The organism is Escherichia sp. E4742 (assembly GCF_005843885.1).
Taxonomy (GTDB): Bacteria; Pseudomonadota; Gammaproteobacteria; order Enterobacterales; family Enterobacteriaceae; genus Escherichia.
In genome coordinates this window covers 2,875,723-2,902,261 of sequence record NZ_CP040443.1, presented here as the reverse complement: position 1 = coordinate 2,902,261, position 26,539 = coordinate 2,875,723, and the positions used below count along the sequence as shown (strand labels likewise).

Annotated in this window: 19 protein-coding genes and 2 pseudogenes; 15 read left to right on the top strand and 6 right to left on the bottom strand. The window is 48.9% G+C overall.

Annotation, left to right across the window (positions count from 1 at the left end):
- Positions 1-114 precede the first annotated feature (114 nt).
- From FEM44_RS14175 to FEM44_RS14150, 6 genes are all read left to right on the top strand, one after another.
- A complete protein-coding gene (locus FEM44_RS14175; protein ID WP_135523705.1) occupies positions 115-1,395 on the top strand; it encodes a DUF445 domain-containing protein in 1,281 nt (426 codons plus the stop codon).
- Between the two features lie 117 nt (positions 1,396-1,512).
- The gene (locus tag FEM44_RS14170) at positions 1,513-2,664 is read left to right on the top strand and encodes a double-cubane-cluster-containing anaerobic reductase (RefSeq protein WP_135523704.1); all 1,152 of its coding nucleotides are present in this window, start codon (positions 1,513-1,515) and stop codon (positions 2,662-2,664) included.
- A gap of 9 nt (positions 2,665-2,673) precedes the next feature.
- Positions 2,674-3,441 (top strand): putative 2-hydroxyacyl-CoA dehydratase activator YjiL, encoded by a 768-nt coding sequence (gene yjiL / locus FEM44_RS14165; protein ID WP_135523703.1) that lies wholly within the window; start codon positions 2,674-2,676, stop codon positions 3,439-3,441.
- Positions 3,438-3,695: a DUF3343 domain-containing protein gene (locus FEM44_RS14160; protein WP_130221721.1), complete on the top strand. Its 258-nt coding sequence runs from the start codon at positions 3,438-3,440 to the stop codon at positions 3,693-3,695. Before yjiL ends, FEM44_RS14160 begins: the two co-directional genes overlap by 4 nt.
- A 64-nt stretch (positions 3,696-3,759) precedes the next feature.
- The gene (locus FEM44_RS14155; RefSeq protein WP_130221722.1) at positions 3,760-4,620 is read left to right on the top strand and encodes an SdiA-regulated domain-containing protein; all 861 of its coding nucleotides are present in this window, start codon (positions 3,760-3,762) and stop codon (positions 4,618-4,620) included.
- Between the two features lie 67 nt (positions 4,621-4,687).
- Positions 4,688-5,866, top strand: coding sequence for an MFS transporter (locus FEM44_RS14150; protein ID WP_135523702.1), 1,179 nt, complete (start codon positions 4,688-4,690; stop codon positions 5,864-5,866).
- A 12-nt stretch (positions 5,867-5,878) separates the two neighbouring features.
- On the opposite strand, the gene kptA is transcribed toward FEM44_RS14150, so the two are convergent.
- Positions 5,879-6,433, bottom strand: a complete 555-nt coding sequence (kptA, locus tag FEM44_RS14145) for an RNA 2'-phosphotransferase (RefSeq protein WP_135489945.1) — start codon at positions 6,431-6,433, stop codon at positions 5,879-5,881.
- A gap of 259 nt (positions 6,434-6,692) precedes the next feature.
- On the opposite strand from kptA, the pseudogene FEM44_RS14140 reads away from it, so the two are divergent.
- Positions 6,693-6,887, top strand: a pseudogene (locus FEM44_RS14140) (hypothetical protein); the annotation flags it as partial.
- A 12-nt stretch (positions 6,888-6,899) separates the two neighbouring features.
- Positions 6,900-8,072 (top strand): beta-aspartyl-peptidase, encoded by a 1,173-nt coding sequence (iadA, locus tag FEM44_RS14135; RefSeq protein WP_135523700.1) that lies wholly within the window; start codon positions 6,900-6,902, stop codon positions 8,070-8,072.
- A 298-nt stretch (positions 8,073-8,370) separates the two neighbouring features.
- On the opposite strand, the gene iraD is transcribed toward iadA, so the two are convergent.
- The 4 genes from iraD to uxuA all read right to left on the bottom strand — a co-directional run bounded on the left by iraD (position 8,371) and on the right by uxuA (position 12,956).
- Positions 8,371-8,775, bottom strand: a complete 405-nt coding sequence (iraD, locus tag FEM44_RS14130) for an anti-adapter protein IraD (RefSeq protein WP_135523699.1) — start codon at positions 8,773-8,775, stop codon at positions 8,371-8,373.
- Between the two features lie 413 nt (positions 8,776-9,188).
- Positions 9,189-9,962, bottom strand: coding sequence for a Uxu operon transcriptional regulator (uxuR, locus tag FEM44_RS14125; protein WP_130216613.1), 774 nt, complete (start codon positions 9,960-9,962; stop codon positions 9,189-9,191).
- A gap of 268 nt (positions 9,963-10,230) precedes the next feature.
- Entirely contained in the window at positions 10,231-11,691 is a 1,461-nt protein-coding gene (locus tag FEM44_RS14120; RefSeq protein ID WP_032330836.1) for a fructuronate reductase, read from the bottom strand.
- 80 nt (positions 11,692-11,771) lie between these two features.
- Positions 11,772-12,956, bottom strand: coding sequence for a mannonate dehydratase (uxuA, locus tag FEM44_RS14115; protein ID WP_000438591.1), 1,185 nt, complete (start codon positions 12,954-12,956; stop codon positions 11,772-11,774).
- A gap of 458 nt (positions 12,957-13,414) precedes the next feature.
- Here uxuA and FEM44_RS14110 point away from each other — a divergent pair, with 458 nt between their 5' ends.
- Positions 13,415-14,521, top strand: coding sequence for an N-acetylneuraminate epimerase (locus FEM44_RS14110; RefSeq protein WP_135523698.1), 1,107 nt, complete (start codon positions 13,415-13,417; stop codon positions 14,519-14,521).
- Positions 14,522-14,735: 214 nt separating this feature from the next.
- On the opposite strand, the pseudogene FEM44_RS26030 reads toward FEM44_RS14110, so the two are convergent.
- Positions 14,736-14,807 (bottom strand): annotated as a pseudogene (locus FEM44_RS26030) (hypothetical protein); the annotation flags it as partial.
- Positions 14,808-14,997: 190 nt separating this feature from the next.
- Here FEM44_RS26030 and queD point away from each other — a divergent pair.
- The 6 genes from queD (at position 14,998) to FEM44_RS14075 (ending at position 26,535) form a co-directional block, all read left to right on the top strand.
- Entirely contained in the window at positions 14,998-15,360 is a 363-nt protein-coding gene (gene queD, locus FEM44_RS14100) for a 6-carboxytetrahydropterin synthase QueD (protein WP_135523697.1), read from the top strand.
- A gap of 728 nt (positions 15,361-16,088) precedes the next feature.
- Positions 16,089-19,199 (top strand): protein DpdE, encoded by a 3,111-nt coding sequence (gene dpdE / locus FEM44_RS14095; protein ID WP_135523696.1) that lies wholly within the window; start codon positions 16,089-16,091, stop codon positions 19,197-19,199.
- Positions 19,199-21,679 carry a protein DpdF gene (gene dpdF, locus FEM44_RS14090; protein ID WP_135523695.1) on the top strand — a complete coding sequence of 827 codons (2,481 nt, stop codon included), beginning with the start codon at positions 19,199-19,201 and terminating at the stop codon, positions 21,677-21,679. The genes dpdE and dpdF overlap by 1 nt, the downstream gene beginning before the upstream one ends.
- A complete protein-coding gene (gene dpdG / locus FEM44_RS14085) occupies positions 21,663-22,535 on the top strand; it encodes a protein DpdG (RefSeq protein WP_135523694.1) in 873 nt (290 codons plus the stop codon). The genes dpdF and dpdG overlap by 17 nt, the downstream gene beginning before the upstream one ends.
- Positions 22,532-25,711, top strand: a complete 3,180-nt coding sequence (dpdH, locus tag FEM44_RS14080; protein WP_135523693.1) for a protein DpdH — start codon at positions 22,532-22,534, stop codon at positions 25,709-25,711. Before dpdG ends, dpdH begins: the two co-directional genes overlap by 4 nt.
- Positions 25,708-26,535 (top strand): hypothetical protein, encoded by an 828-nt coding sequence (locus FEM44_RS14075; protein WP_135523692.1) that lies wholly within the window; start codon positions 25,708-25,710, stop codon positions 26,533-26,535. Before dpdH ends, FEM44_RS14075 begins: the two co-directional genes overlap by 4 nt.
- Positions 26,536-26,539: the final 4 nt, after the last annotated feature.

Genomic DNA, 26,539 nt, shown 5'->3' with positions numbered 1-26,539 from the left:
TCCCATTCCCCGAGGCGCTTTCCAGGCTATTTTTGTTCTCCTGCAAGCGATACATTTTTCTGGAAGGTATCTCGATTTTTGCGTGAACCTGCCGTCAGGCTCTATTCTTACGATATGAATAAAATCATTGAACTCCGACGCGCCAAAATGCTGGCGCTCTCTTTACTGCTCGTTGCTGCCGCGACTTTTATCGTTACGCTTTTTTTGCCGCCCAATTTTTGGGTGAGCGGCGTGAAGGCGATTGCCGAAGCGGCGATGGTCGGCGCACTGGCGGACTGGTTTGCGGTGGTGGCACTGTTTCGCCGCGTGCCGATACCGATTATTTCTCGTCATACGGCGATTATTCCGCGTAATAAAGACCGGATTGGCGAAAATCTCGGCCAGTTCGTGCAGGAAAAATTTCTCGATACTCAGTCGCTGGTAGCGCTAATCCGACGTCATGAACCGGCGTTGTTAATTGGCAACTGGTTTAGTCAGCCGGAAAACGCCCGTCGCGTTGGGCAGCATCTGTTGCAGATCATGAGTGGTTTTCTCGAACTGACCGATGATGCGCGTATTCAGCGCCTACTTAAGCGCGCGGTGCATAAGGCGATCGACAAAGTGGATCTTTCCGGCACCAGTGCACTGATGCTGGAGAGCATGACCAAAAACGATCGTCATCAGGTACTGCTGGATACGTTGATCGCACAACTGATCGCCCTGCTTCAGCGCGACAAATCGCGCAAGTTTATTGCCCAGCAAATTGTTCGCTGGCTGGAGAGCGAACATCCGCTGAAAGCGAAAATTTTGCCGACTGAATGGCTGGGTGAACATAGTGCGGAGCTGGTTTCTGACGCCGTTAATTCTTTGCTTGATGACATCAGCCGCGATCGCGCGCATCAGATCCGCCATGCGTTTGATCGCGCTACCTTCGCGCTGATCGAGAAACTGAAAAACGATCCGGAAATGGCGGCGCGGGCCGATGCCGTGAAAAGTTATCTGAAAGAAGATGAAGCGTTTAACCGCTATCTTGGTGAATTGTGGGGAGATTTGCGGGAGTGGTTGAAAGCGGATATCAACAGCGAAGATTCTCACGTGAAGGAACGCATCGCGCGAGCGGGACAGTGGTTTGGCGAGACGTTAATTGCCGATGATGCCCTGCGCGCCTCGTTAAATGGTCATCTGGAACAGGCCGCGCACCGCGTCGCGCCAGAGTTTTCGGCATTCCTGACTCGCCACATTAGCGATACGGTAAAAAGTTGGGATGCGCGGGATATGTCCCGGCAAATCGAGTTAAATATCGGCAAAGATCTCCAGTTTATCCGCGTTAACGGCACGCTGGTCGGCGGTTGTATTGGGCTGATATTGTATCTTTTATCGCAAATTCCGACCTTGTTACCCCTCGGCAACTTTTAGAAATCGATGATAAAAGCTAAATGGCTAACCGCGAGAGAGATCAAATAAACCACACTTAAAACATGGTAATAATGTGGCCTCTTTTCATTATCTCCCGTGTTACGGGGAAGGAAAATCATGTCACTTGTCACCGATCTACCCGCCATTTTCGATCAGTTCTCCGAAGCTCGCCAGAAAGGCTTTCTCACCGTTATGGATCTCAAAGAGCGCGGCATTCCGCTGGTTGGCACCTATTGTACGTTTATGCCGCAAGAGATCCCGATGGCTGCCGGTGCAGTTGTTGTCTCGCTCTGTTCCACTTCCGATGAAACCATTGAAGAAGCGGAGAAAGATCTGCCACGCAATCTTTGCCCGCTGATCAAAAGCAGCTACGGCTTCGGTAAAACCGACAAATGCCCCTACTTCTACTTTTCTGATTTGGTGGTCGGAGAAACCACCTGCGACGGCAAAAAGAAAATGTACGAATACATGGCGGAGTTTAAGCCCGTTCATGTCATGCAATTACCAAACAGCGTGCAAGACGATGCCTCGCGTGCGTTATGGAAAGCCGAGATGCTGCGCTTACAAAAAGCGGTGGAAGAACGTTTTGGGCACGAGATCACCGAAGACGCGTTGCGCGATGCCATTGCACTGAAAAACCGTGAACGCCGCGCACTGGCCAATTTTTATCATCTGGGGCAGTTAAATCCTCCGGCACTCAGTGGCGGCGACATTCTGAAAGTGGTTTATGGCGCAACTTTCCGGTTCGATAAAGAGGCGTTGATCAATGAACTGGATGCGATGACTGCCCGCGTTCATCAGCAATGGGAAGAGGGCCAGAGACTGGACCCGCGGCCACGAATTTTAATTACCGGTTGCCCGATTGGTGGTGCGGCAGAGAAAGTCGTGCGCGCGATTGAAGAAAATGGTGGCTGGGTGGTTGGTTATGAAAACTGCACCGGCGCGAAAGCGACCGAGCAATGCGTGGCGGAAACGGGCGATGTGTATGACGCGCTGGCGGATAAATATCTGGCAATTGGCTGTTCCTGTGTTTCGCCAAACGATCAACGCCTGAAAATGCTCAGTCAGATGGTGAAGGAGTATCAGGTCGATGGCGTGGTCGATGTCATTTTACAGGCATGCCATACCTACGCGGTGGAATCGCTGGCGATTAAACGCCACGTTCGTCAGCAGCATAACGTTCCTTACATCGCCATAGAAACAGACTACTCCACATCGGATATCGGGCAACTCAGTACCCGCGTCGCAGCCTTTATTGAGATGTTGTAAGGAGCGGTGGTGACATATTCGATTGGCATTGATTCTGGTTCTACCGCCACCAAAGGGATCTTACTGGCAGACGGTATGATTACGCGCCGTTTCCTTGTTCCTACGCCATTTCGTCCGGCAACGGCAATTACTGAAGCCTGGGAAACTCTGCGTGAAGGGTTAGAGACAGTGCCGTTTCTGACGCTCACCGGTTACGGGCGGCAACTGGTGGATTTTGCCGATAAACAGGTGACGGAAATCTCCTGCCACGGGCTGGGCGCACGCTTTCTTGCGCCAGCAACGCGCGCGGTGATCGACATCGGCGGTCAGGACAGCAAAGTCATTCAGCTTGATGCCGACGGTAACCTGTGCGACTTCCTGATGAATGACAAATGCGCGGCAGGCACCGGGCGTTTTCTGGAGGTCATTTCCCGCACATTGGGCGCCAGCGTCGAGGAACTCGACAGCATCACAGAAAATGTACCACCGCACGCCATCAGCAGTATGTGTACTGTGTTTGCCGAATCGGAAGTGATCAGTCTGCGTTCTGCGGGCGTACCAGCGGAATCGATTCTCGCCGGAGTGATTAACGCTATGGCGCGGCGCAGCGCCAATTTCATTGGCCGCCTCTCTTGTGAAGCGCCGATTTTGTTCACTGGCGGCGTGAGTCACTGTCAGAGGTTTACCCACATGCTGGAAAACCATCTGGGAATGCCGGTACAAACTCACCCTGATGCGCAATTCGCTGGCGCAATTGGCGCGGCGGTGATTGGTCAGCGGCAGAGAAAACGCACATGAAAGAGTATCTGTTTTTATTTCACTCAACCGTCGGCGTTGTACAAACTCGTAAGGCGTTACAGGCAGCAGGGATGACTTTTCGCGTCGCCGATATTCCCCGAGAGTTACGCGGCGGCTGTGGGTTATGCATCTGGCTGACCTGTCTTCCTGGCGAAGAAACACAATGGGTAATCCCCGGTCATACGGAATCAGTTTATTGCCAGCAGGATGGTGGCTGGCGCTGCATTGCACATTACGGGGTTTCTCCGCGTTAAGGATTCATTAAGATCGCTACGTATACTTCTCGATATCTTATTGATTTGCCTTAAAGGGATTACCGTGACAAAAAGTATTTCGTTAAGTAAACGCATCTCCGTTATTGTGATTCTTTTTGCCATTGTGGCAGTGTGTACTTTCTTCGTGCAATCTTGCGCCCGTAAAAGCAATCATGCAGCATCATTTCAGAATTACCACGCCACCATTGATGGCAAAGAAATTGCAGGCGTAACGAATAATATTTCCTCGCTGACCTGGTCGGCACAGAGCAATACCCTGTTTAGCACTATCAACAAACCTGCCGCCATTGTTGAAATGACCACCAATGGCGATTTGATCCGCACTATTCCTCTGGATTTTGTTAAGGATCTCGAGACGATCGAATACATTGGCGATAATCAGTTTGTCATTAGCGATGAGCGCGATTATGCCATTTATGTGATTTCACTGACCCCAAACTCGGAAGTAAAAATCCTCAAAAAAATAAAAATCCCGCTGCAGGAATCCCCAACCAATTGCGGTTTTGAAGGGTTGGCCTACTCTCGCCAGGATCACACTTTCTGGTTTTTTAAAGAGAAAAACCCGATTGAGGTCTACAAAGTTAACGGGCTATTAAGTAGCAATGAATTGCACATCAGCAAAGACAAGGCACTACAACGGCAATTTACTTTAGATGATGTGTCCGGCGCAGAATTTAACCAACAAAAAAATACGCTTCTGGTGCTGTCTCATGAATCACGCGCACTCCAGGAAGTAACGCTGGCTGGCGAGGTTATCGGTGAAATGTCACTAACCAAAGGCAGTCGAGGTTTGTCGCATAACATCAAACAGGCCGAAGGGGTTGCGATGGATGCCTCTGGTAATATTTATATCGTTAGCGAACCAAATCATTTTTATCGCTTTACCCCTAAATCATCACATTAACAGGCTGGCATGTTTCACCTTTTTGTTATTAACTTGTTAAATACAAAAAATACAAACAAGGTTAAACATGCCCCCGTCCTCGCATCCCGTAGAACGCTTTTCTTTCAGCACCGCGCTTTTCGGGATGCTGGTTCTGACCTTAGGTATGGGATTAGGTCGCTTCCTTTATACACCTATGTTGCCCGTCATGATGGCGGAAGGGGCGTTTTCATTTAGCCAGCTCTCGTGGATTGCCAGCGGCAACTATGCGGGGTATCTGGCTGGCAGTCTGCTATTTTCGTTTGGCGCATTTCACCAGCCGTCGCGCCTGCGCCCATTTCTGTTGGCTTCTGCCCTTGCGAGCGGATTGTTGATCCTCGCAATGGCATGGTTGCCGTCGTTTTTTCTGGTGTTATTGATTCGCTTCCTGGCGGGTGTCGCCAGCGCCGGAATGCTGATTTTTGGTTCGACGCTGATTATGCAGCACACGCGCCATCCTTTTGTGCTGGCAGCTTTGTTTTCTGGCGTTGGCATTGGCATCGCGCTGGGCAATGAATATGTTCTGGCAGGCCTGCATTTTGCCCTCTCCTCGCAAACGTTATGGCAAGGCGCCGGGGCGCTTTCTGGCATGATGCTGATTGCACTTACGCTTTTAATGCCCTCGAAAAAACACGCCATCGCGCCAACGCCATTGGCAAAAACGGAGCAACAGATAATGAGCTGGTGGTTACTGGCTATTCTGTACGGCCTGGCGGGATTTGGTTATATCATCGTCGCGACTTACCTGCCGCTCATGGCGAAAGATGCAGGCTCACCATTGTTAACCGCCCATCTCTGGACGTTAGTCGGCTTATCAATTGTGCCTGGTTGCTTTGGCTGGCTATGGGCAGCAAAACGTTGGGGAGCATTACCCTGCCTGACGGCGAATTTACTGGTGCAGGCTATCTGTGTGCTGCTTACTCTCGCCAGCGACTCGCCTCTGTTGCTTATCATCAGTAGTATCGGTTTTGGCGGTACCTTTATGGGTACGACATCTCTGGTGATGACTATCGCCCGCCAACTGAGCGTACCGGGAAATCTCAATCTTTTAGGCTTTGTGACGCTCATTTACGGCATTGGGCAAATCCTCGGCCCGGCGCTGACCAGTATGCTCGGCAATGGAACATCGGCGCTTGCCAGCGCCACTCTCTGCGGCGCGGCGGCGTTGTTTATTGCTGCGCTTATCAGCACAGTGCAATTATTTAAGCTACAAGTGGTCGCTTCATAAGGGCTGTTTCCCTTACCACTCAAGAAACTCAACCGCAACCGTTGATGTCAGCCAGACCCCGTTTTCCGCTTGCCAGAAAGGGATCCCTCGTTTCGCCATTTCCTGTGCTTTGACGGTTAAGATAACCGGCGAACCGTGTCTTGCCCCGACTTTGCGGGCCGTTGCTTCATCAGCAGAGAGATGCACATGATGACGCTCCCCTGCAATCAGCCCCTGTTTTTTTATCGCCTCAAGGAAACGGCTTGCCGTACCGTGGTAGAGAAATTGTGGCGGTGTTTTTTCGATGAAGGCAATGGCGACCTGCGAAGTCGAATGCCCCTGAACGGCGCGAATACACGTACCATCACTGGAATAACTAAAGCGCTTCTTATCGCTGGTGGCGACCACAGTATCCAGTAATGCGCGGGTTAACCGCTTGCCCGCTTTTTGTGCACAGAGTATGAGCTTATCGATATCCGCCCATCCTTCACGGTCCAGCACGATGCCAATCGCCTCCGGTTTATGTCGGAGGACAAAACTTAAAAACTTGCTCGTCTCTGCCAGCTCTTTGTCGTTGTATTTTGCCATTTTGCATTCGTCCTTGTATTCGCCGCCTTTACTCACCAGCCGTTATTGTCACCGTGTTTATGAATTTTCTGCAACTCAATCTTTACAGGAAAGTTCTCCGCACAGCGTAATTTTTCCACTATGCAAAAAACGCATAGCCAGAAACATACTTGCATTTCCCCATACCCACATGGCTGATAAGGTTTTTCAGCTCCAGGAATTTTCCAGGTAGTCGCCACAAGCATACACAATGGGGATTGTTATGGCACAACAAGGGGATGCTGTAGCTGGCGCGTTAATCGACCATGATGTCACGGTATTACTTCCCGCGATGTATTTAATGGCCAACCCGGTGCAAAATGTCGGTCACAGCCTGGAGACAGCCGAAGTGAATGCTAAATATTACCCGCATATCATTACGTTCTGCGCTATTAACGCATTGCTGTCGATCTGGGTTATGCAGATTATTGTTTAACAAGGAGTTTACATGATTGATTATTCCGCAGCCGGTTTTATCCTGCTGCAGGGAGCGCATTTGTATGCGCCGGAAGATCGGGGAGTTTGCGATGTTCTCGTCGCTAACGGCAAGATTATCGCCGTTGCCAGCAACATCCCTTCTGACATCGTACCGGACTGCACGGTTGTCGATCTCAGCGGGCAGATCCTCTGCCCAGGCTTTATTGATCAACACGTCCATTTGATTGGCGGCGGCGGCGAAGCCGGCCCCACGACACGCACGCCGGAAGTGGCGTTAAGCCGCCTGACGGAAGCAGGCGTCACGTCAGTGGTTGGTCTGCTCGGCACAGACTCTATCTCTCGCCACCCGGAATCCTTACTCGCCAAGACTCGTGCGCTCAATGAAGAAGGCATCAGCGCCTGGATGCTGACCGGAGCTTATCATGTGCCTTCCCGTACCATTACAGGCTCAGTGGAAAAAGACGTGGCGATTATCGATCGCGTGATTGGCGTGAAATGTGCCATCTCTGATCACCGCTCGGCCGCGCCGGATGTTTATCATCTGGCCAATATGGCGGCAGAATCCCGCGTTGGAGGTTTGCTCGGCGGTAAACCTGGCGTCACCGTGTTCCACATGGGCGACAGCAAAAAGGCGTTACAGCCCATCTATGACCTTCTTGAGAACTGCGACGTCCCCATCAGCAAGTTGCTGCCGACCCACGTTAACCGCAACGTTCCGTTGTTTGAGCAGGCGCTGGAGTTCGCGCGCAAAGGCGGCACCATCGATATCACCAGCAGCATTGACGAACCGGTCGCCCCTGCCGAAGGTATTGCCCGCGCCGTTCAGGCGGGTATTCCGCTGGCCCGCGTTACCCTTAGCTCCGACGGCAACGGCAGTCAGCCGTTCTTTGACGATGAAGGGAATTTAACGCATATCGGTGTTGCGGGTTTTGAGACGTTGCTGGAAACCGTGCAAGTGTTGGTCAAAGACTATAGCTTCAGCCTTAGCGATGCCCTGCGTCCACTCACCAGCAGCGTCGCTGGTTTCCTTAACCTGACCGGGAAAGGCGAAATTCTGCCGGGCAATGACGCGGATCTGTTAGTGATGACACCACAGTTGCGTATCGAACAGGTATACGCTCGCGGCAAACTGATGGTCAAAGACGGCAAAGCGTGTGTGAAAGGAACGTTTGAAACTGCATAAGCAGTTCCGAACGCTTGAACAGGCGACTGGCGTTGAGTTGATCGCCAGAGGACACCGCTACAACTCCTGTATGGGGCGATTGATTAACCGCCCCCTGACATGCCACTGCGAGTTACGTTTCAGCACTTTTTTGGCTCTTCCCGGGCCAATTATTCAAGCAAGTTGCCTTCTACAGCTGTGAATTATCTGGCTGCCGGTGTACGCCAATTCACAGCGGAGAGCTCATTGTCCTGAATCGCAACGAATTAGTTATCCCGCATACCGGATAAATCCCGTTGCAGAGCGTTTCTGGCGTGAGCTAAAGATTGAACCTGGCTGAAATTCCCGGTATTGAACTGTGCCAGCTCCCCTTCTGCCAGACCAGATCAAACGTTAGCGGCTCATCATCGTGGTACAGCATCATCTCCAGACTAATGACCAACTCGTGGCAATAGACTGCTTTCAGGTTGACCTGCAATGCCGCAATACGTGGTTCATGAAATAAAAGCGCGGAACGTAACTGGCGGCAATACCAACTCTGGAGAAGCTTGTCGCTCTGATTATACCCTTGCCACTCAGGCATGCCTGAAACAAGTAATATTGGTAGCGGTGAATGGGGAGAACTAAAAAGTTGAAAGAGATCCCGGCATACGGAATCACGCAGTGATAACGTATTGTTCCCTGTATTTTCAGGTAATACCGTCTGAACTGATTGGCGCATCATTTTGCGCTCTCCTGACATTTAGTGGCATCTGTATCCTGCCCTGGCTGCTGGACACCACTGGGTTGATGCTCATATTCCATAATCATTCCTTTATGCTCATTGCGTCCCTGGCACTTTCATAAGGGATTTATAAGATCCGCCAAAGATAAAACACTGTACAGAAAAGAATATCCACTGACTTTTTATTTAAAAAGATATCATTTGACAAAAGTCATTAAACATAACGGAAATACGTTAACATATTCTGATTATTCCGAATAATTTCTCAGCGTTAAACTGATATATAATTATTCCAAAACAATATATCGTACGTAATGATTAAATTACGCATAATATATTCTGCAGAACATAATTAATTATTCAGGGAACATACATAGTGCAAAGCGGTTCAACTTTGCACCAGAAATGAGGGATCAGGCGTCCACTTTATCTAATGGCCACGAATCAAACAGATAACCATCGAAATAGATGTCATCAACATTAGAGAACTCCAGCAAGCGCTGCTTCACATTCTCCAGATGCTGCCACATCGCCAGTTTTGCCGCGCGGGCATCTTTTTTGATTAACGCAGCCAGGATTTGTTTGTGATCGTCTAACCACTCTTTGCGATACAAGCTGTCATCGAGATGGCTATGTAACTGGATCCACATTGGATTATTTTCCCGCCACTCCCAGGACTGACGGAACAGTTCCACCAGCATGCTGTTATGCGTCGCTTCGGCAATGGCGAGATGGAACTGCATGTCGCCGCTTTCGCTACTGCCTGGCGCACTGGAGGCCAGTTCACGCTCTTCCAGTTGCAATGCCTGACGCATTTTGACGATATCTTCGCGGGTAGCCTGCAAAGCGGCAAACTCGGCGATGTTACTTTCCAGCAACTGGCGCGCCTGTAACAGTTCAAAAGGACCGGCGTCATTGCAGACGTTGGCCTCTGCGCTCTCTGCATTATGGCTGGGTAAACTGTCGAGAACATAAATACCGGCACCACGTCGTACTTCTACCAGCCCTTTGATCTCCAGCATGATCAGTGCCTCACGCACCACCGTGCGGGTGACATCCAGCATTTCTGCGATTTCACGCTCCGGCGGTAGCCGTTCGCCAGGATTGTACGGCGTCTTAAGGATCAGATCGCGGATCATCGCCCCAACTTCCTGGTAAGGCCTTTGCGCAGAGGTGGCAGATTTCATGATGTTGTGTCCGTTAGATGCGATTAATCAAATTATTGCCGGATGCGGCGTGAACGCCTTATTCGGCCTACAAAGAGTGCATATTCAATAAATTGCGATTGATCCGTAGGCCCGACAGGCTTGCTTACCGGGCAATTTTACGTTGACCGTTAATTTCAAACTATACCATTAGCACTGGAAGTTGGCACGTACAGGTGGGCAAAAAACGAAAACTGGTCAACCAAATATGATTTTGATTGACCAGTAAGTCTGTAGGGTAATCAGTCAGTTACAGTGCAGCCACACACTCACGCGCGCCGCGCTCGCACAGCTGCTGATATGCCGCAGTCACCGCGCCAACAAAGTCTGCATTTTGCGGCAGATCATCGGCAAAGATACCGCTCAGGCCCAGCAACGCTTTCACGCGGTCTGCGCCCTGATACTGCGCATTGATCTTCTGGAACTCGGCCAGCATCGGGTCTACCACGTCAATGGCATTACCCTGCTCATCCACGCCCTGGGTGTAACGCATCCAGCCCGCTACGCCAAGCGCCAGGTGACGCCAGCTACCGCCGTTTTGCAGGTGCAAACGCACCGGGTCCAGCAAACGCTGTGGTAACTTCTGGCTGCCGTCCATTGCAATCTGCCAGGTACGGTGACGCAGAGACGGGTTGCTGAAACGCTCGATCAACAGCGTCGCATAGGCGTTCAGATCAGTCCCTTCCGGCATCGACAGCGTTGGCGCTTGTTCCTGCATCATCAGGGCAAAGGCCGCTTTGCGATAATCCGGATTAGTCATGGTGTCGGCAATGGTTTCATAGCCGCCGAGGTAACCGAGGTATGCCAGGAAAGAGTGGCTGCCGTTAAGCATACGCAGTTTCATCATTTCGAACGGTACAACATCCGCAACAAACTGCGCGCCGACTTTATCCCAGTCCGGACGACCATTAACGAAGTTATCTTCAATTACCCACTGACGGAATGGTTCGCAGGCAATGGCGCACGGGTCATAAACGCCCAACTGGTCAGCAATTTCCTGCAACGTTTCTGGGGTAGCAGCCGGAACGATACGGTCAACCATGGTGCACGGGAAGGTGACGTTCTCTTCAATCCATGCCGCCAGCTGCGGATCACGTGCCTGAGCTAGCCCCAGAACAGCAACCTTCGCCACATGACCGTTTTCACGTACGTTGTCGCAGGACATCACCGTAAACGCTTTCAGCCCTTTTTCACGACGCAGGCGCAGGGCTTCTACGATGTAACCAATTGCGGACTTCGGCGCAGTCGGGTTTTCCAGATCGTGCTTGATCAGCGGGTTATTGAGATCCAGCTGACCGCTTGCCGCATCAGCGCAGTAGCCTTTTTCCGTGACCGTCAGGGAGACAATCGCCGTCTGCGGACGCACCATCGCGTTGAGAATACCTTCGCAACCGTCGATTTCCGGATGCAGGGCTTCTTTCATCGAACCGATAATTTTCAACTCGGTGCTTTCCGCGCCTTTTTCCGCCACGGTGTACAGCAGCTGCTGTTTTTTCAGGTTTTCGATCAGCACGCGGTCGTTGCCTGGCATCAGGTTAACTTCGCAGATACCCCAGTCGCTATCGGTGCTTTCCAGCAGGTGATGGGTATACAGCGCCTGGTGCGCGCGGTGAAACGCCCCGCAACCGAGATGCACAATGCGTGATTCCAGACGAGAATGATCCCATGACGGGCGGGCAACCGGCAGATTGCTGTCAACAATAGTAGTCATCGTAAACTCCAGAATCCGTCTTCAGAGAGTGACGGCAAGGAAGAAGGAACCGGCACGGCGCGCAGCCATGCCGGTAGATATTAACGGCTAAAGAAAGCGCGCTGGATCGCCAGTTCGACACCGCGAACTTCGGCCAGGCCTTTCAGACGACCAATTGCGGAGTAACCTGGGTTGGTTTTCTTCTTCAGGTCGTCCAGCATCTGATGACCGTGGTCCGGACGCATCGGGATCAGGTCTTCTTTGCCTTCCGCTTTACGACGGTGCTCTTCTTCAACAATCGCTTTCACCACTTCGTACATATCAACGTCACCGTTCAGGTGCGCCGCTTCGTGGAAGGTTTTCGGGTTATCTTCACGCATGGTGGAGCGCAGATGGGTGAAGTAAATACGCGGACCGAACTGCTTGATCATATCAACCAGATCGTTGTCAGCACGCACGCCGTACGAACCGGTGCACATGGTGAAACCGTTCGCCATGCTGTTTACGGTATCAACCATCCACTGCATATCTTCAATGGTGGAAACGATACGCGGCAGGCCGAGGATCGGGCGCGGCGGATCGTCCGGGTGAACAGCCATACGCACGCCAACTTCTTCGGCAACTGGAATGATCGCTTTCAGGAAGACGGCAAAGTTTTCGCGCAGTTTCGCTTTGTCGATATCTTTGTACAGCTCCAGGTGCTTACGGAACTGGTCGAGGGTGTAGCCTTCTTCCGCGCCCGGCAGACCGGCGATGATGTTACGGGTCAGACGCGCTTTGTCTTCGTCGCTCATGGTGGCGAAGCGAACTGCTGCCTGAGCAATTTCTTCTTCGGTGTAATCCGCTTCCGCGCCTGGACGCTTCAGGATGTGCATTTCGAATGCAGCAAATTCGATCTGGTCGAAGCGCAGAGCTTTGGAGCCGTCTGGCAGCACGTATTCGAGGTCAGTACGGGTCCAGTCGAGCACCGGCATGAAGTTGTAGCACACGGTACGGATACCGCACTGCGCCAGGTTGCGCAGGGTCTGCTGATAGTTAGCGATCCACTGCTCATAGTTGCCAGTGTGGGTTTTGATATCTTCGTGAATTGGCACGCTTTCTACGACAGACCACACCAGGCCTGCGTCTTCAACGATCGCCTTGCGTTTGAGGATCTCTTCAACGGACCATACTTCGCCGTTCGGGATATGGTGCAGCGCGGTAACCACGCCAGTTGCGCCCGCCTGACGGACGTCAGCTAAAGAAACCGGATCGTTAGGGCCGTACCAGCGCCAGGTCTGTTCCATGTTTATTCCTCTTTCACGTAGTGGGTTCAACAGCGAAGAGACGCGGAACCCCGGAGTTGTTTAGGTATCCGAATGAACGACCAGACCGCAGCCGTGGCGTTGCATCGGATGAGATGGCGTATAAGTTCTACCTTTTGGTAATACATGTCAACCTGAAATCTAAAATTGGTTAACCACATCACAAGAAATCTACTCTCCTGCCGGTTGACGCAAATGACAACAAAGGAAGATCGGCAGTTAGTGAGCGGGGGATGTGACATTCATCGCAATAATGGTTGACCAATTTACATAACGTGTCGTCCAACATAACAATGGATTAACCTGCTCCCCCATTGCATAAGTTGTGACCGACACAACAAAACTGATGTTGTTGCAAAGATTGCTATTTAGTTTTGGTATAAAAGGTATATAGGCACATGGTGCAACATTTGAATTCCAGCGAGCGGGAGTAATTCACAATGAAGAGAACAATAACGGCGCTTGCTATCATGATGGCATCATTTGCCGCGAACGCGTCTGTATTACCGGAAACTCCTGTGCCATTTAAAAGTGGTACCGGAGCAATTGATAACGATACTGTCTACATTGGTTTAGGTAGTGCAGGAACGGCATGGTACAAGCTGGACACACAGGCCAAAGATAAAAAATGGACAGCTCTGGCTGAATTCCCCGGTGGCGCGAGAGATCAAGCAACGTCCGTATTTATTAATGGTGATTTGTATGTATTTGGCGGTATTGGCAAAAACCAACATGGTTTAACCAAGGTGTTCAACGATGTGTACAAATATAGCCCAGCAACTAATACCTGGATTAAATTGATGTCACACGCGCCGATGGGCATGGCGGGTCATGTGACTTTTGTGCACAACGGCAAGGCTTATGTTACTGGCGGTGTTAACCAAAATATCTTCAATGGCTATTTTGAAGATCTCAACGAGGCTGGAAAAGATTCAGCAGCTATAGATAAAATCAACGCCCACTATTTTGACAAAAAAGCAGAGGATTATTTCTTCAATAAGTTTTTGTTGTCTTTTGATCCCTCTACACAGCAATGGAGTTACGCTGGCGAATCACCCTGGTACGGGACGGCTGGTGCGGCGGTTGTGAATAAAGGTGATAAAACCTGGCTTATTAATGGTGAAGCAAAGCCTGGACTGCGGACAGATGCCGTATTTGAACTTGATCTTACCGGCAATAACGTAAAATGGAATAAGCTTCCTCCCGTCTCATCACCAGATGGCGTCGCTGGCGGTTTTGCGGGGATAAGCAATGACTCTCTTATATTTGCCGGAGGAGCCGGATTCAAAGGTTCACGGGAAAATTACCAGAACGGTAAGAACTATGCGCATGAAGGCCTGAAAAAATCGTATAGCGCTGATATTCATCTTTGGCATAACGGGAAATGGGAGAAATATGGCGAACTGTCGCAAGGTCGAGCCTACGGAGTATCATTGCCCTGGAATAATAGTTTATTGATTATTGGCGGTGAAACTGCGGGTGGTAAAGCGGTGGCAGATTCAGTGTTGCTCTCAGTGAGAGATAATAAAGTTACTGTGCAAAACTAACTTTTCAGGGTTTCCATTGCCTGAAAATAAAGATGTTGTTCATCCCGGAATAAAATAACTGGCGCGGTTTGCGCAGATACATCCTGCGCCCGCCATATCACTTTAAAAGAGAACTGACAAACGCGCCTGATGAAAATCCAAATAATTTGAGAAAGGGATATTACGGTTCAGCGTACCGATCGCCGGAGAACTGGACGACGGCGCTACGAAGTCGTCATTTCAGTCGGGGGATGATTGTAGACAAATTTGTTGACGCTATTTTGCGGTTTTGGCGTGAAAGATGAGCTTTGGGATTCTGATTTCAGTGGTGGCAGCACGTGAAGGTGACTTAGTCAAAATCATGGTTACTGATTGTTATACAAAGCTCATACCCGTCAATGAATCCCAGGATACTCCATCAGCCCTTACATTATATTGGCAAAAACGTTGAAATATTGCTTCCTTTGGTTACAGTATAACAAAAAAATGAGGCCATTATGAAAACGACGTTGTACAAAGATTTTACTTTTGAAGCAGCACACTGCCTGCCGCACGTGCCAGATGGACATAAATGTGGTCGTTTACACGGACACTCTTTCGTTGTAAGACTTGAGGTTACCGGTGAAGTGGATGAACAGACCGGGTGGATTATTGATTTTGCGCAGTTGAAAGCCATTTTTAAACCGACGCTAGAACGCCTTGATCACTATTATCTCAACGATATTCCCGGACTTGAAAATCCAACCAGCGAAGTGCTGGCCAAATGGATATGGGACCAAATCAAGCCGCAATTGCCAATTCTTAGCGCGGTAATGGTAAAAGAAACTTGCACGGCTGGGTGTATTTATCGCGGTGAATAACCAGATAGAAATCGCTCGATGTAAATCTCTGAAGTTGCTGAAAAACTCATACATGAGCACATCTCAGATTGTCTACAAAGTGTCCATTGTTCACGCCGGAGAGGCGTGGATGCATTCCGCGCAAGAAAAAACGTTGAGAATTCAATAAATTGATCCCATGCAAACCTGCTCAACATTATTGTGCATCAGGCAATTTGAGAATGTCATTTTCTTCAGGCGTGAACGCGTTTTTCTTTCTTGGATTGTCGTAACTTGTTCCGGCAAAGTTTATCACGGTCTGAGTGACAGGATGCATAAATCATCCTGGATGCTCATTGTTTTCTGAGTGACTATTTTCTTGTTTTGATGACTATTGAATTTAATTATGCCTGAATGCGTTTGCAATATAGCATATGAAAAATCTGTACGTTTTGTTGCATAGCATATTACTTTCCGATTTACTCTGACATAGTCAACATGAAAAAATCCCAACCTAAACATAATGGACAAAGGTACATTTTTACTAAAAAAATTCGTAACATCAACAAAATGCGACGAAATTGCTTATCTGTGAGATTGATACAACTTTCCTCTTTTTATACTTGAAAATAAGACATTTCTAAGTACTCTTACTCGTTCTAAAAGTAATGATTTTTACAGTGTTTGTCATTAGAACATAAAAAACCATCTCCCTTTCATTTATGTTCATTTTATAGACAGACATGCAGTTCTTTGCAAGGGCTATGAGGATGAGCATATTACCAATTGGTTCGTTAGTCGTTTCTGAGCATTTTAGTGGAATCGGCAAAGTTGTCAGCATCGATACAAAAACCCACGTTGCTGCCGTTGCGTTTTTTGAGTCTCCGGCTAATCCTTACTCACGATATATCGAAATAGGTCTAGCCCAACTTACGCCAACGCTCCCCGATGAAGAGACGGTAATTTATTGTATTGAACCTCAAAGTCAACGCTGGTCGCGTGCACGATTTGGCGGATCGCGTCCTAATGGCGAATATCTGGTTATTTTTCGTGAAGAAGATTCTGCGACTCTGCCCATAGATAAAATCTTTATCCTCAATAAAGCGCCTGGCACCCCCGTAAATCCAGCACACTTTCTTGCCTGTCAGGCTAACGATGCGCCTTTCTTTTTTCCTCGCCGCCAGTCCTTTATTAATACCTATATTCAACAGCGAGCTTCATGTCGAGGAATGGCCTCAATCTCAAGCAGTGCGGTAGAACTTGAGCCTCATCAACTCGCAGTAGTACGACGGGTTCTGCAAGATAAAATGCCGAAATATATTCTTGCGGATGAGGTTGGACTGGGGAAAACCATTGAAGCGGGTATGATTATTCGTGAACATGCACTGGAAAAATCAGGAAACGTCAGCATGATGATCGCGGTTCCAGCCCAACTGATTAATCAGTGGCGTGAGGAACTAGGAGAGCGTTTTCAGCTGAAACCTCTGCTCCTTGATACGGCCATAACACTTTCGCTACTAAGACGAGAAGGAAGCGCCGAAGGCGTTGTTATTTGTAGCTATCATGATGCGTGTACCCTACTTAACAAAGGCTTCTCCCCTTCACTCATTGCTCTTGATGAAGTCCACCAAATCGCATCGTGGCCCTGGGCAGATGATAGCGAACAACAGCATAATTTTGCACTTATTGCCGGAGCATGCCACAAATCGCAATACGCGCTACTACTTACTGGTACGCCATTGCACGGTCATGAGCGTAATTTCTTGTCAATGTTGCATTGTATTAACCCAGAAGCCTATCAGGTCACGGAGTCTCAATTACAGACTTTTACCGAGTTAGTAAAAAACCGTGAAAGCCTTGGTGGTTTGTTCTCTGCGCTGGTTCCTTCGGTATCAAATATTAGTCTTCGTCGTAACCTCGATGAGTTGCTGGAGAAGTTTCCAGATGACGATGAACTTTCCGCTCTGTGTCAAAACCTTTTCCCTCTGATTGGTCGCTTTTCGCCTACTACGCCCGAGCGTGAAGCAGGCATTCGAGCTATCCGACAATATCTTGGCGAGCGATACCGCATTCATCACCGTTTGTTAAGAAACCGTCGCCAGGTTTCACAAAGCCTCGAAGAAAGCAAAAACATGAATCTTGATTTACTATTCCCCGGGCTCAACGGAGTGATCGAATGTCATTGGCAAACAGAAGGCCTGACGCTGGATGAATTGCTGGAAGAGTATCGCTTTCTGACAACTTTACCGGAAAATCAATCATGGTCGTTGAAGGAAGATGATTATCTGAAATGGGTTGATGATCTTTTTTCCAGTCCACTTTGTGTTATGCGTCGAGCAAAAATGCGCCTTGGCTCCCCGTTTCCACTTTGTGCCGACGAGCAAGCGCTGCTTGAGCACATTGTTATGACAGCAAAAAGCGAGTTGCAGACTATCGATAATACACTGGCTGCTGCCTTAAATGACTGGATGCGGAAGTATCCAGATGGTAAGGCTATTGTATTTTGCGATCGCCCTGAGCTCGCGCAGCATCTGTCACTGAAGTTGAGCGTTTTGTGTGATCATCCGTTGGAGCATTATCAACCGGGCGAACGCTTACAGTTTACGCAACCTCAAAGTCCCATCCGAGTATTGTTATGTGACCACCGTGGCGAAGATGGACTTAACCTTCATGGTGGACGACGCCTGGCCGTTCATTATGGTTTACCTCGCTCATGCAGTCGTATCGAACAGCGTCTTGGGCGACTGAATCGCTATAGCGCCAATCTGCGTGGGATCAAACCAATACAAAGTCTGATTCTGAAAAATCATGCGACTAATGGCTTGCGTAATCGCTGGGCCGATCTGCTGGCGCAAGGCATCGGTATTTTTAATAACACTATCGCCAGCCTGCAATTTGTGCTGGATGAATATATTAACGATGCCTGGAACAGGCTCTTCGATGAAGGTCCGCAGGTACTGGAATATCTGGCCGCCGAGTTACCTGGGGAACATGGCATATTGATTCGCGAAACGAATAAAATCAATATGCAGGAAAAACTACTGGCAATGGATGAAGAAGTTGCGCAAGCAACCCTGTTTGCCCAGCAATTAAGTAATGAAGAAACAAATGCCATTGAGCAATGCAAAGCGCTAACTCCCTGGATCACCCAGGGCTTACGTTTTAACGCTATCGGTAGCGCTGAAGAAGGAATGAAATTTCGCTTTGAAATCGGCGCAAAGGGCCCAGCTACGTTGGTAGATTTTAAAACCTTCATGACCACCTGTATGCTTAGTTTTGATAAAGATGGCGGAAATCCCCCTTGCACACACCTGATGAGCGCAGAACGCATCCCAACACTTAACGGACAAACGGTATATCCCCTACGCTACGGTCAGCCTTTTGTTGATGCCATCTGGCATCTGCTCAACCAGGATGCGCGAGGCAGTTCCATGGCGCTGCTGCGAAAAATCAATGCGCATCTCAATGAAGAACGTTATTTCTTCCAAATGAACTGGCTTATCACCGGCTGCGATCCGCTCAGCCCGTATGCGCAAATCCGCAAATGTGACGAAACCACTCCGCCACGAATCGTACAGGAATGGGTGGCAGAGGATGGTTCTGCTGTAACTAATGAATCCCTACTCGAATTGCTGAATGGTGAATACAGCAAGCATCCGTCAGCAACAAAAAGCTATGTTGATCTCAATTTGCGTGCTTCAAGATGGCGGGAAATTGAAGAGTTGATTTCTTATGATGCCTGGAAAGAAAAAGTTGAGAGCGTTTACCAAAAAACCTATGAAATACAGAAAAATAGCGTAAATGAAAGTACTTATATTCAGTTAATGTCAATGAAAGCGATAATTATCTGCAGCGACAATGTTTTAGCAGGAGTAGCCTGATGGAAGAGCAATGGTCACGACTTCAGAACGCGCTGACCACCTGCTTCAGTAATGATGTTACCTTTACTGAAGGTATCGACAACCCTTTCTTAAAACGATTGATTAAAATCGTAACCGATGCCGACGCAGGTACCAGTGATGTTTTTGCTGGCTATGCTGATGCCCTCCGGGCTGCTTTAGCCAACGGTATTGAAGCCCCATGGCTTCCCTTTCCGCCAGAAAGGGCTGAAATACCACAAGCAGGTTGGGGATTAACGAAATCCGTCACTGCCAGCATTCTTTCCCTGTCTGAAGATGCAAATATTTCGGCGACAAAAGCAACTTATTTGCGTAGAACCAGACGGAATTTGCTGCAACCAGAAATGGACCCGGCGCTGAAGAACTTATTGGTTGAGACTCCCCACACGCAATATCGAGGTTTTGGGCAGCAGGCTGCAATACGTACGATGCTCACTTCAGACCCAAACAGTACGCTGATGATTAATCTCCCGACCAGTTGCGGTAAAAGTTTAATTACGCAAGTTCAGGCAATTAGCGCACCAGACAACGCACTCACCCTAGTGATTGTACCCACCGTTGCACTGGCGATTGAACAAGCGGATTTCATGCGAGATATGTTACGCAAAGCTGAACAGGATCATGGTGGTAGCTATGTCTGGGTTGGCGGCCAGGATGTTGCGACGCGTAAGACACTAATAGAGCGGTTACGATCGGGTACACAACGCGTACTTTTTTGTTCACCAGAGGTTGCTAAATCTTCACTGGTCCCTGTGCTTTTTGAACTAGCAAAAAATCACCTGATTGGGGCCGTCGTGATTGATGAAGCGCACCTGATTGACCAATGGGGAGCAGAGTTCCGACCAGATTTTCAGCTTATCGCCCCCTTGATTCGTTCTCTAAAAGCACAACCCGGATGCCATTTCCGCACATTACTATTATCTGCGACATGGAGCCAGAGCACACGCAATGTCATTGTGGATTTATTTCGCAGCGATGATAGTGAACTTATTGAAATAACAGCCAATTTTCTACGCCCTGAACCCGAATACTTTGTTCACGCCGAACGTGATGAACACGCACATCAGCAACGTGTAGAAAGCTTGCTGATGACCCTTCCGCGCCCACTTATTCTCTATTGTACGAAACGTTCAGATGCTGAAAAATGGCATCAGCGATTACAGGAACTGGATTTTCACCGGATTGGGCTTTTCCATGGCGATACCGCCCCCCTCGAACGCAGAAAACTCATTACGCAGTGGGCAAGCGACCAACTGGACATTATGGTCGCAACGTCGGCATTTGGTGTCGGGATGAACAAAAGCGACATCCGTTCAGTAATTCATGCCGCCATCCCGGAAAATATTGACCGTTATTACCAGGAGTGCGGCCGTGCCGGGCGAGACGGCAAAGCCTGTCAGGCACACCTCGTCTGGCATAACGATCAATTAAAAACAGCAGAAGAACTTTCTGTCGAAAAGCTTATTGGCGTCGAAAAAGGTTTCCTACGCTGGAAAGCGATGTTTGACCTGCACAAGCCCAGTAACATTGCTGATTACCAGGTTTCGCTCGACACCAAAGCGGAACACATTGAACACCTCGGCAACCGCAACGAAGCATGGAACCGCAGAACTTTGCTTCTGATGCAACGAGCAGGACTTATTGAACTGGTGTATGCCGCCCCGGAGATTCCCGCAGAATTTCGTGAAAATGAGCAAGAAAACAATGCGGCTGTAGCAGAATGGTTTACCCGCTATTACAACACTGTTCATATCCACCACTGCAACGACTCGCACCGTTCGGAAGAGTACTGGAATACCTTTGTTGAGAAGGCCCGTCAGCAGGAATTAGACAAACGTCGGGCTGCGTTCACGATATTGAAAAACTGGCTTTTCAACCCACAAACGCCTCTGTGTACTATTCTCCGCCAGTTCTACGTTTATCAGAATCATTCACCAGAATTAACCTGTGGTGGTTGCCCGGGTTGCAGGGCTCAGGGGAAAAGTGCATTTTCGCCGACAGTGGGCAATGCCGTAAAAATTATACGAGCCACGCCAAAGAAAAGAGCACGCTATGTTGGCGCTGTGAAGAAAGTTTATTATAGAGAAGACCTTAATATACGAGAATTACTCATGGAGTTGCGCATCACGCTTCGTCACTTAATTAACTCCGGTGACTATGCAACCATCCGTGCGGACAAAATTGTTTTCTCGCAACTTGAGCGCACACTTGATGCTGTTTCACGTTTCTGGAGCGCACAAAAACTTAATGCCCCTATGTCAGATTGTGCGGAAATTGTCATTGTCGCTAATACCGCCACGGTTCTGCCTGCACTGCCTCATACGCAATACGAGCGCATTATTATCGCCCCACAGCACTTGGCTGACCCTGAACATCCATATAGAAAATGGTGGGAGAGCGCAGGTAACGCGCAGCCTTTGGAAACCTTTATCAGGCAACTACAGTATGTCAATTATCAATAACGCAAACCCCGGAAGCAGCCTTGTACTGATTCCGCTTATCGATCGAATTTTGCAAAACGCGTCTATCCCCCTGGCACAGGAGATGATTGTTGAACGTTATCGCCCCAACAATCTTCCAGCCAACGATAACGCCTGGGGGAAAATTAGAGAAAACCTGGCCTTCTGGTGTCGTCTGGGACTTTGGCCGATGGAGGATGACAAAATACTGCCCCTGGAAAATGAACCTCGCCCGCTTTATCAGCGCCTGTTGCAGTGTGCTATCGACGCCTGTAGAGATAAAGGCATAGAAAATGGTAATGATTGTGAACCACTCTGGCGCGTGCTGGCCTGTTTGATGGCGCTGCAGCAGCATTCTTTTGGCGGCCAGGATCCTCTGGCCCCCAATATCATCACGGCAAAAATAAAGCGCTGGCTGCCTGATGAAATCGTCAACTCCAACACTGAAAAGTTAGTCAGAGAATATGGCCGTTTCCTCGGTTTTCTTGAGCCTGGCCCTAACCAAGTCTATTACACCGACCCCACCAGGGCAATTCAGTGCTTTTTGCCACAGATATTCGGTAATGAGAAAAGATTATCGATTTCTGCTTTTATGGCCAATATGGCAGAGGTCATGCCAATGATGGACGGCGGTGCATTCAGGGTAAAAGTTCAGGAGATGATGGCAGAACAAGGCTGGTCCTCACCAGAAGGCCATAATATCAGCACTAGCACCTCACTGGCGCTAAAACGTCTGGAAATTAGTCAACGCATCATGTTTGAAGGAGGCAGTGATGATGAAGACTCGCTCTCTCTACAACTACCAGGTAACAAAATCAGCCGTGTCAGCCATGTTAACCTGAGAGAGGACATACAATGAGCATCATGAATTATTGGCCATCCCTCAATAACATTGTGCAATGCATCCGCAACGAAGCCGAAGAGTTGCAGGATGATGTGCTGTTGGCAGTCCATGAACCGATGGTTCTTACCCGCCGCGACGTTAATAACAACCAGACAATTTTGCGCGATGAAGACCTATTTACCCAGTTACTGAGTACTGAACGTGCTATTCCACTGATCGGGCGATCAGGAATGGGAAAATCGCATCTGGTACGCTGGTTGGATTACCGCTTGAAGAGCCATCTGCAGGCTAATGGCGAGCAGGACCAGTGGCAGATCGTACGTATCCCTAAAAATGCCAGCTTACGCCAAGTCCTGTTACGTATTCTGGAAAATCTCCATGGCGAGATTTTCCATGACGCGCGCAAACGCGTTGATGATGTTACACAGGCCTATTCAGCCAAAGATCTCGCTGACTTATTGTTGACCATGATGTCGCATCAATTACAGCATATGTATAACACAGTGCTGGAAACGGGCCAACAGTATGAGTCTCAAGGAAAAACCATTCCGGAGAAGCTTTCCAGACGTATCGACGCCATTATGGAGGAGTTTGAGAATGGGTTAGGTAATTTAATTACCGACCCCTACTTCAAGATCGATCTCCTCAAACCGGAGCATTGTATTTATAAACGTGCCAACCGGATGAGTGATGGTCTTCAAGAAGGTGATGAGGATCATGATCATTATGAGTTAGTTCCTGAAGACCTCTTTTTTCAGAACAACATTGATGATCTCTCATCTCCTGCCAGAGAGTATATTCTTAAATCACGTATTGATGAGCATGATAATGAAAGGGCGCGCATTCAGGCAGTGAGTGTTCTGAATGAAGCAATGCATGCTTCCCTCAAGTCGATGTTCGCAAGGCTCTTCACCTTTAATGGTGGCACCTTCCAGGAACTTTTTCAGGAGATTCGCCGCGAGTTGCTCAACCAGAACCGCCGTCTGGTGATTCTGGTTGAGGATATGGCTGCTATCTCGGCAATTGAAGATGTGTTGATCGACAGCCTGATCGAAGAAGGTATGCATGACGGCGTAAGAACACTATGTCCTGTACATTCCGTTATTGCAGTAACTGACAACTACCCTGGCTATAAGCGTCGCCAGGAGACGCTTATGACCCGAGCCGGTTATGAATGGATCATCGAAAGCACCGGGCGGGAAAACAATGAAGAGCGAATCGTTTCTCTGTGCAGTCGCTATATCAATGCTGCACGCCACGGCACTGAGGCTTTGCAAAAACTGCGAGCACAAGGGGAGGCTCATTGGCCGCCGGTCTGGCATGACGAAGAAACGCCGGAGTGGCTGGATGATTTTGGCTATGCTGGAGAAGGAAAAATCCCGCTGTTCCCTTACAACCGCAATGCCATTCTCGCCCTGGCAGACAAAAACTGCCGCGACAGCAGCGGTGCGATGATCTTCAATCCACGTATCGTCATCAACCGCATCCTACTCGATATCCTGCGCGATTGTCGACTGGAGGCTGAACGTGGTCTGTTTCCACCAGCCAACCTTGCTGGTCTTACTGCCGATGCAGAAATAGAAGGGAAAATACGCCAGATTACCACGCAAAGACTTGCTAGTTCTGTGTCATTAACTGCGCTCTGGGGCTTTGGCTACCACTCTTATGATGAGCTTTGCCAAAAGTTACAACCTGGGGTGGCCAAAGCATTTGGTCTTACTGAATTAGCCAGCCATTTACAGGGTGGTAAACCTGCCGCCGAAGAGAAGATAATAAATAAATATAATAGCGAAAAGACCACTCTGATCGTACCAGAGCCGAAACCGGCAATTCCCGCCACGGCAGTTGAAACCAGCGTGACGACTCTCCCCTTCGTTAAACATCTCAAAGCATGGGTTAACGAGAGAGTTATGCTGCCACAAGATGTTGCCCGTAAACTGCGTGCCGAATTGAACAATTGCTATGAACTTTACGCACAACCCGAATTTTTTGGCATGGCGGAAAAGCCTACCCTGGTAGAGCGTAATATTCCGCTCATTAGCTTACCGCTTGCCTCTTCTGATCCTTCAAATGCTGTAGTGACGTTTTATAGCCGTAAAGATCTCGACAATACTACTCGTCGAAGCGAAATCTACAGCGTCGCCCTGGCATTACTGCGCATGAAACATTACGCCGATGCAGGTGAAGGACTTAACTACCCTCAAGCGCTGGACGATTACGCTCACTATGAAAACTTTGTAAACTGGTGGGTGCCGAAAGTTACTGAGATCGCAGTTAAACAAGTTCGGGATCGTAAACTGAAAGGCGCGCTACGTAACCATTATCAGAAAGCCCTCTTGTTAGGGTTAATAACGGGTAAAGAGAATCCGGCTGAGTTGATTGATGCGCTTTGCCTGACACAAAACGGAGTCGGCAAAACACCAGAGAAAAATCGAGGCCGCACGCCAGGCACTGCCCCCTCCGATCTCTGTTTTTATGGTCTGGAAGCACATCAGAACCCCCACGCCAATGCCAAGATTGATGAGGCCAGAAAATCAGCATTGCAGGACTGGGACAAATCACGGGATGAGTGGCTCTCTCTGGTTGCCGTAACCGAATTGAAATCAGGCCTTACCACAACACGTGCGCTGGAAGCTCAGGTCGTTACCGCTGCGTTGAAAGAGATCCTCAAGGAACCATTAGGTGCAGAAATTCAGCGCATCGCTGAAGCCGTCCGCAAAGAAATGTCGCAAACAATTGATAATGCACAACTGTTCGAGGGCGTGAAAACCCCGTCAGACTTCATTATCCTTCTTGATAAATGGCAATCATTTATTGAAGCCGTACGTATGGAATATTATCCGGTAGAAGTTCAGCAGATTAAGCCGTCGAAATGGCTTCTGGAAGAAATTGAAGACTTAAAAATCTTTGCTGAGGCCAGCCTGGAGACGTTGCAGACTCTCAATTCTATTGCGAAACAAAAGGACCCGCACATTCTGTGGCATGAACTGACCCACCTTAATGGCGATTATGTCAGCCGTATCGGTAGTCTGCTGGAACAGTGGCAAATGGTCCAGGCAAGAATAAGTTTTACCCTTCAACAGATTAACAATAAGGGTGATGCACCAAAACTAGAGCATGCCTACAAGAAAGTTGAAGAGCGCCTGAAAAATTTGGCTGCTGATATCAGCGCCTCTGGAGTCAAAGAATGAGTACATTGCGCCAACAACTCGCAGAAATGCAGCAGCAACTGGATCTGAGCATCCAGGCAAGAAAAGCAACGCATATCATCGAGAAATGTGAACAAGTCTATCAAAGGACAAATACAGTAGCAGGTCACTTTGCTCTTCTGCGACAAACCTATCCTGCACTCCAGCAACTCCCTTCGGATCTGAGAGTTATCTGGAGCGATGAGCAATGTGAAGAGCTGAAAAGCGCAGCCAACAGCGTCAATAAACTGCTATCTCAATGGGATCGCTGGCGAAATATGCAGACCCAGGCGGCCGAGACAGTTGCAGAAAAAGACGTAGAAAGCCCTGATGGACCTGCAGTAGAGCCAGAAGAACTAGCGGCTTACGATATTATTCAAAATGACGCCTTAACCCACTGTGTGGAACAAGTTCTGGCTCTTTATCATCGACTAAATAGACAGTTGGATGCAGCGTGGCAGAACTGGTTGCAAACGTTGTACCAACATGTCCATGTTGAGGATAAGACGCTCGACGCACAAAGAAAAATCGGCAAACTCAACGATATCGCGGATAACTATGTAAAGACCCGTGAAAAATACGCTGAACTAATTCAAAGGCTTCCTGACAATACCGATACCGTTCGCCGTATAAACCAACTGGCAGATGTACTTCATCAGCTTCGCGGTATGATGAAAACAGACTGGCCTGAAGAAGTGCAAAAATTCTTCGATCGCATCAACGGTCCTTTTAGCGGAAGGCCGACATTAAGTGTGCTGACCCCGGAAGTGCTGCAATGGCTGCGTGACGAAAAAATGCTGGAAGATTTTGTTATTACAAGGAAATAAAGGT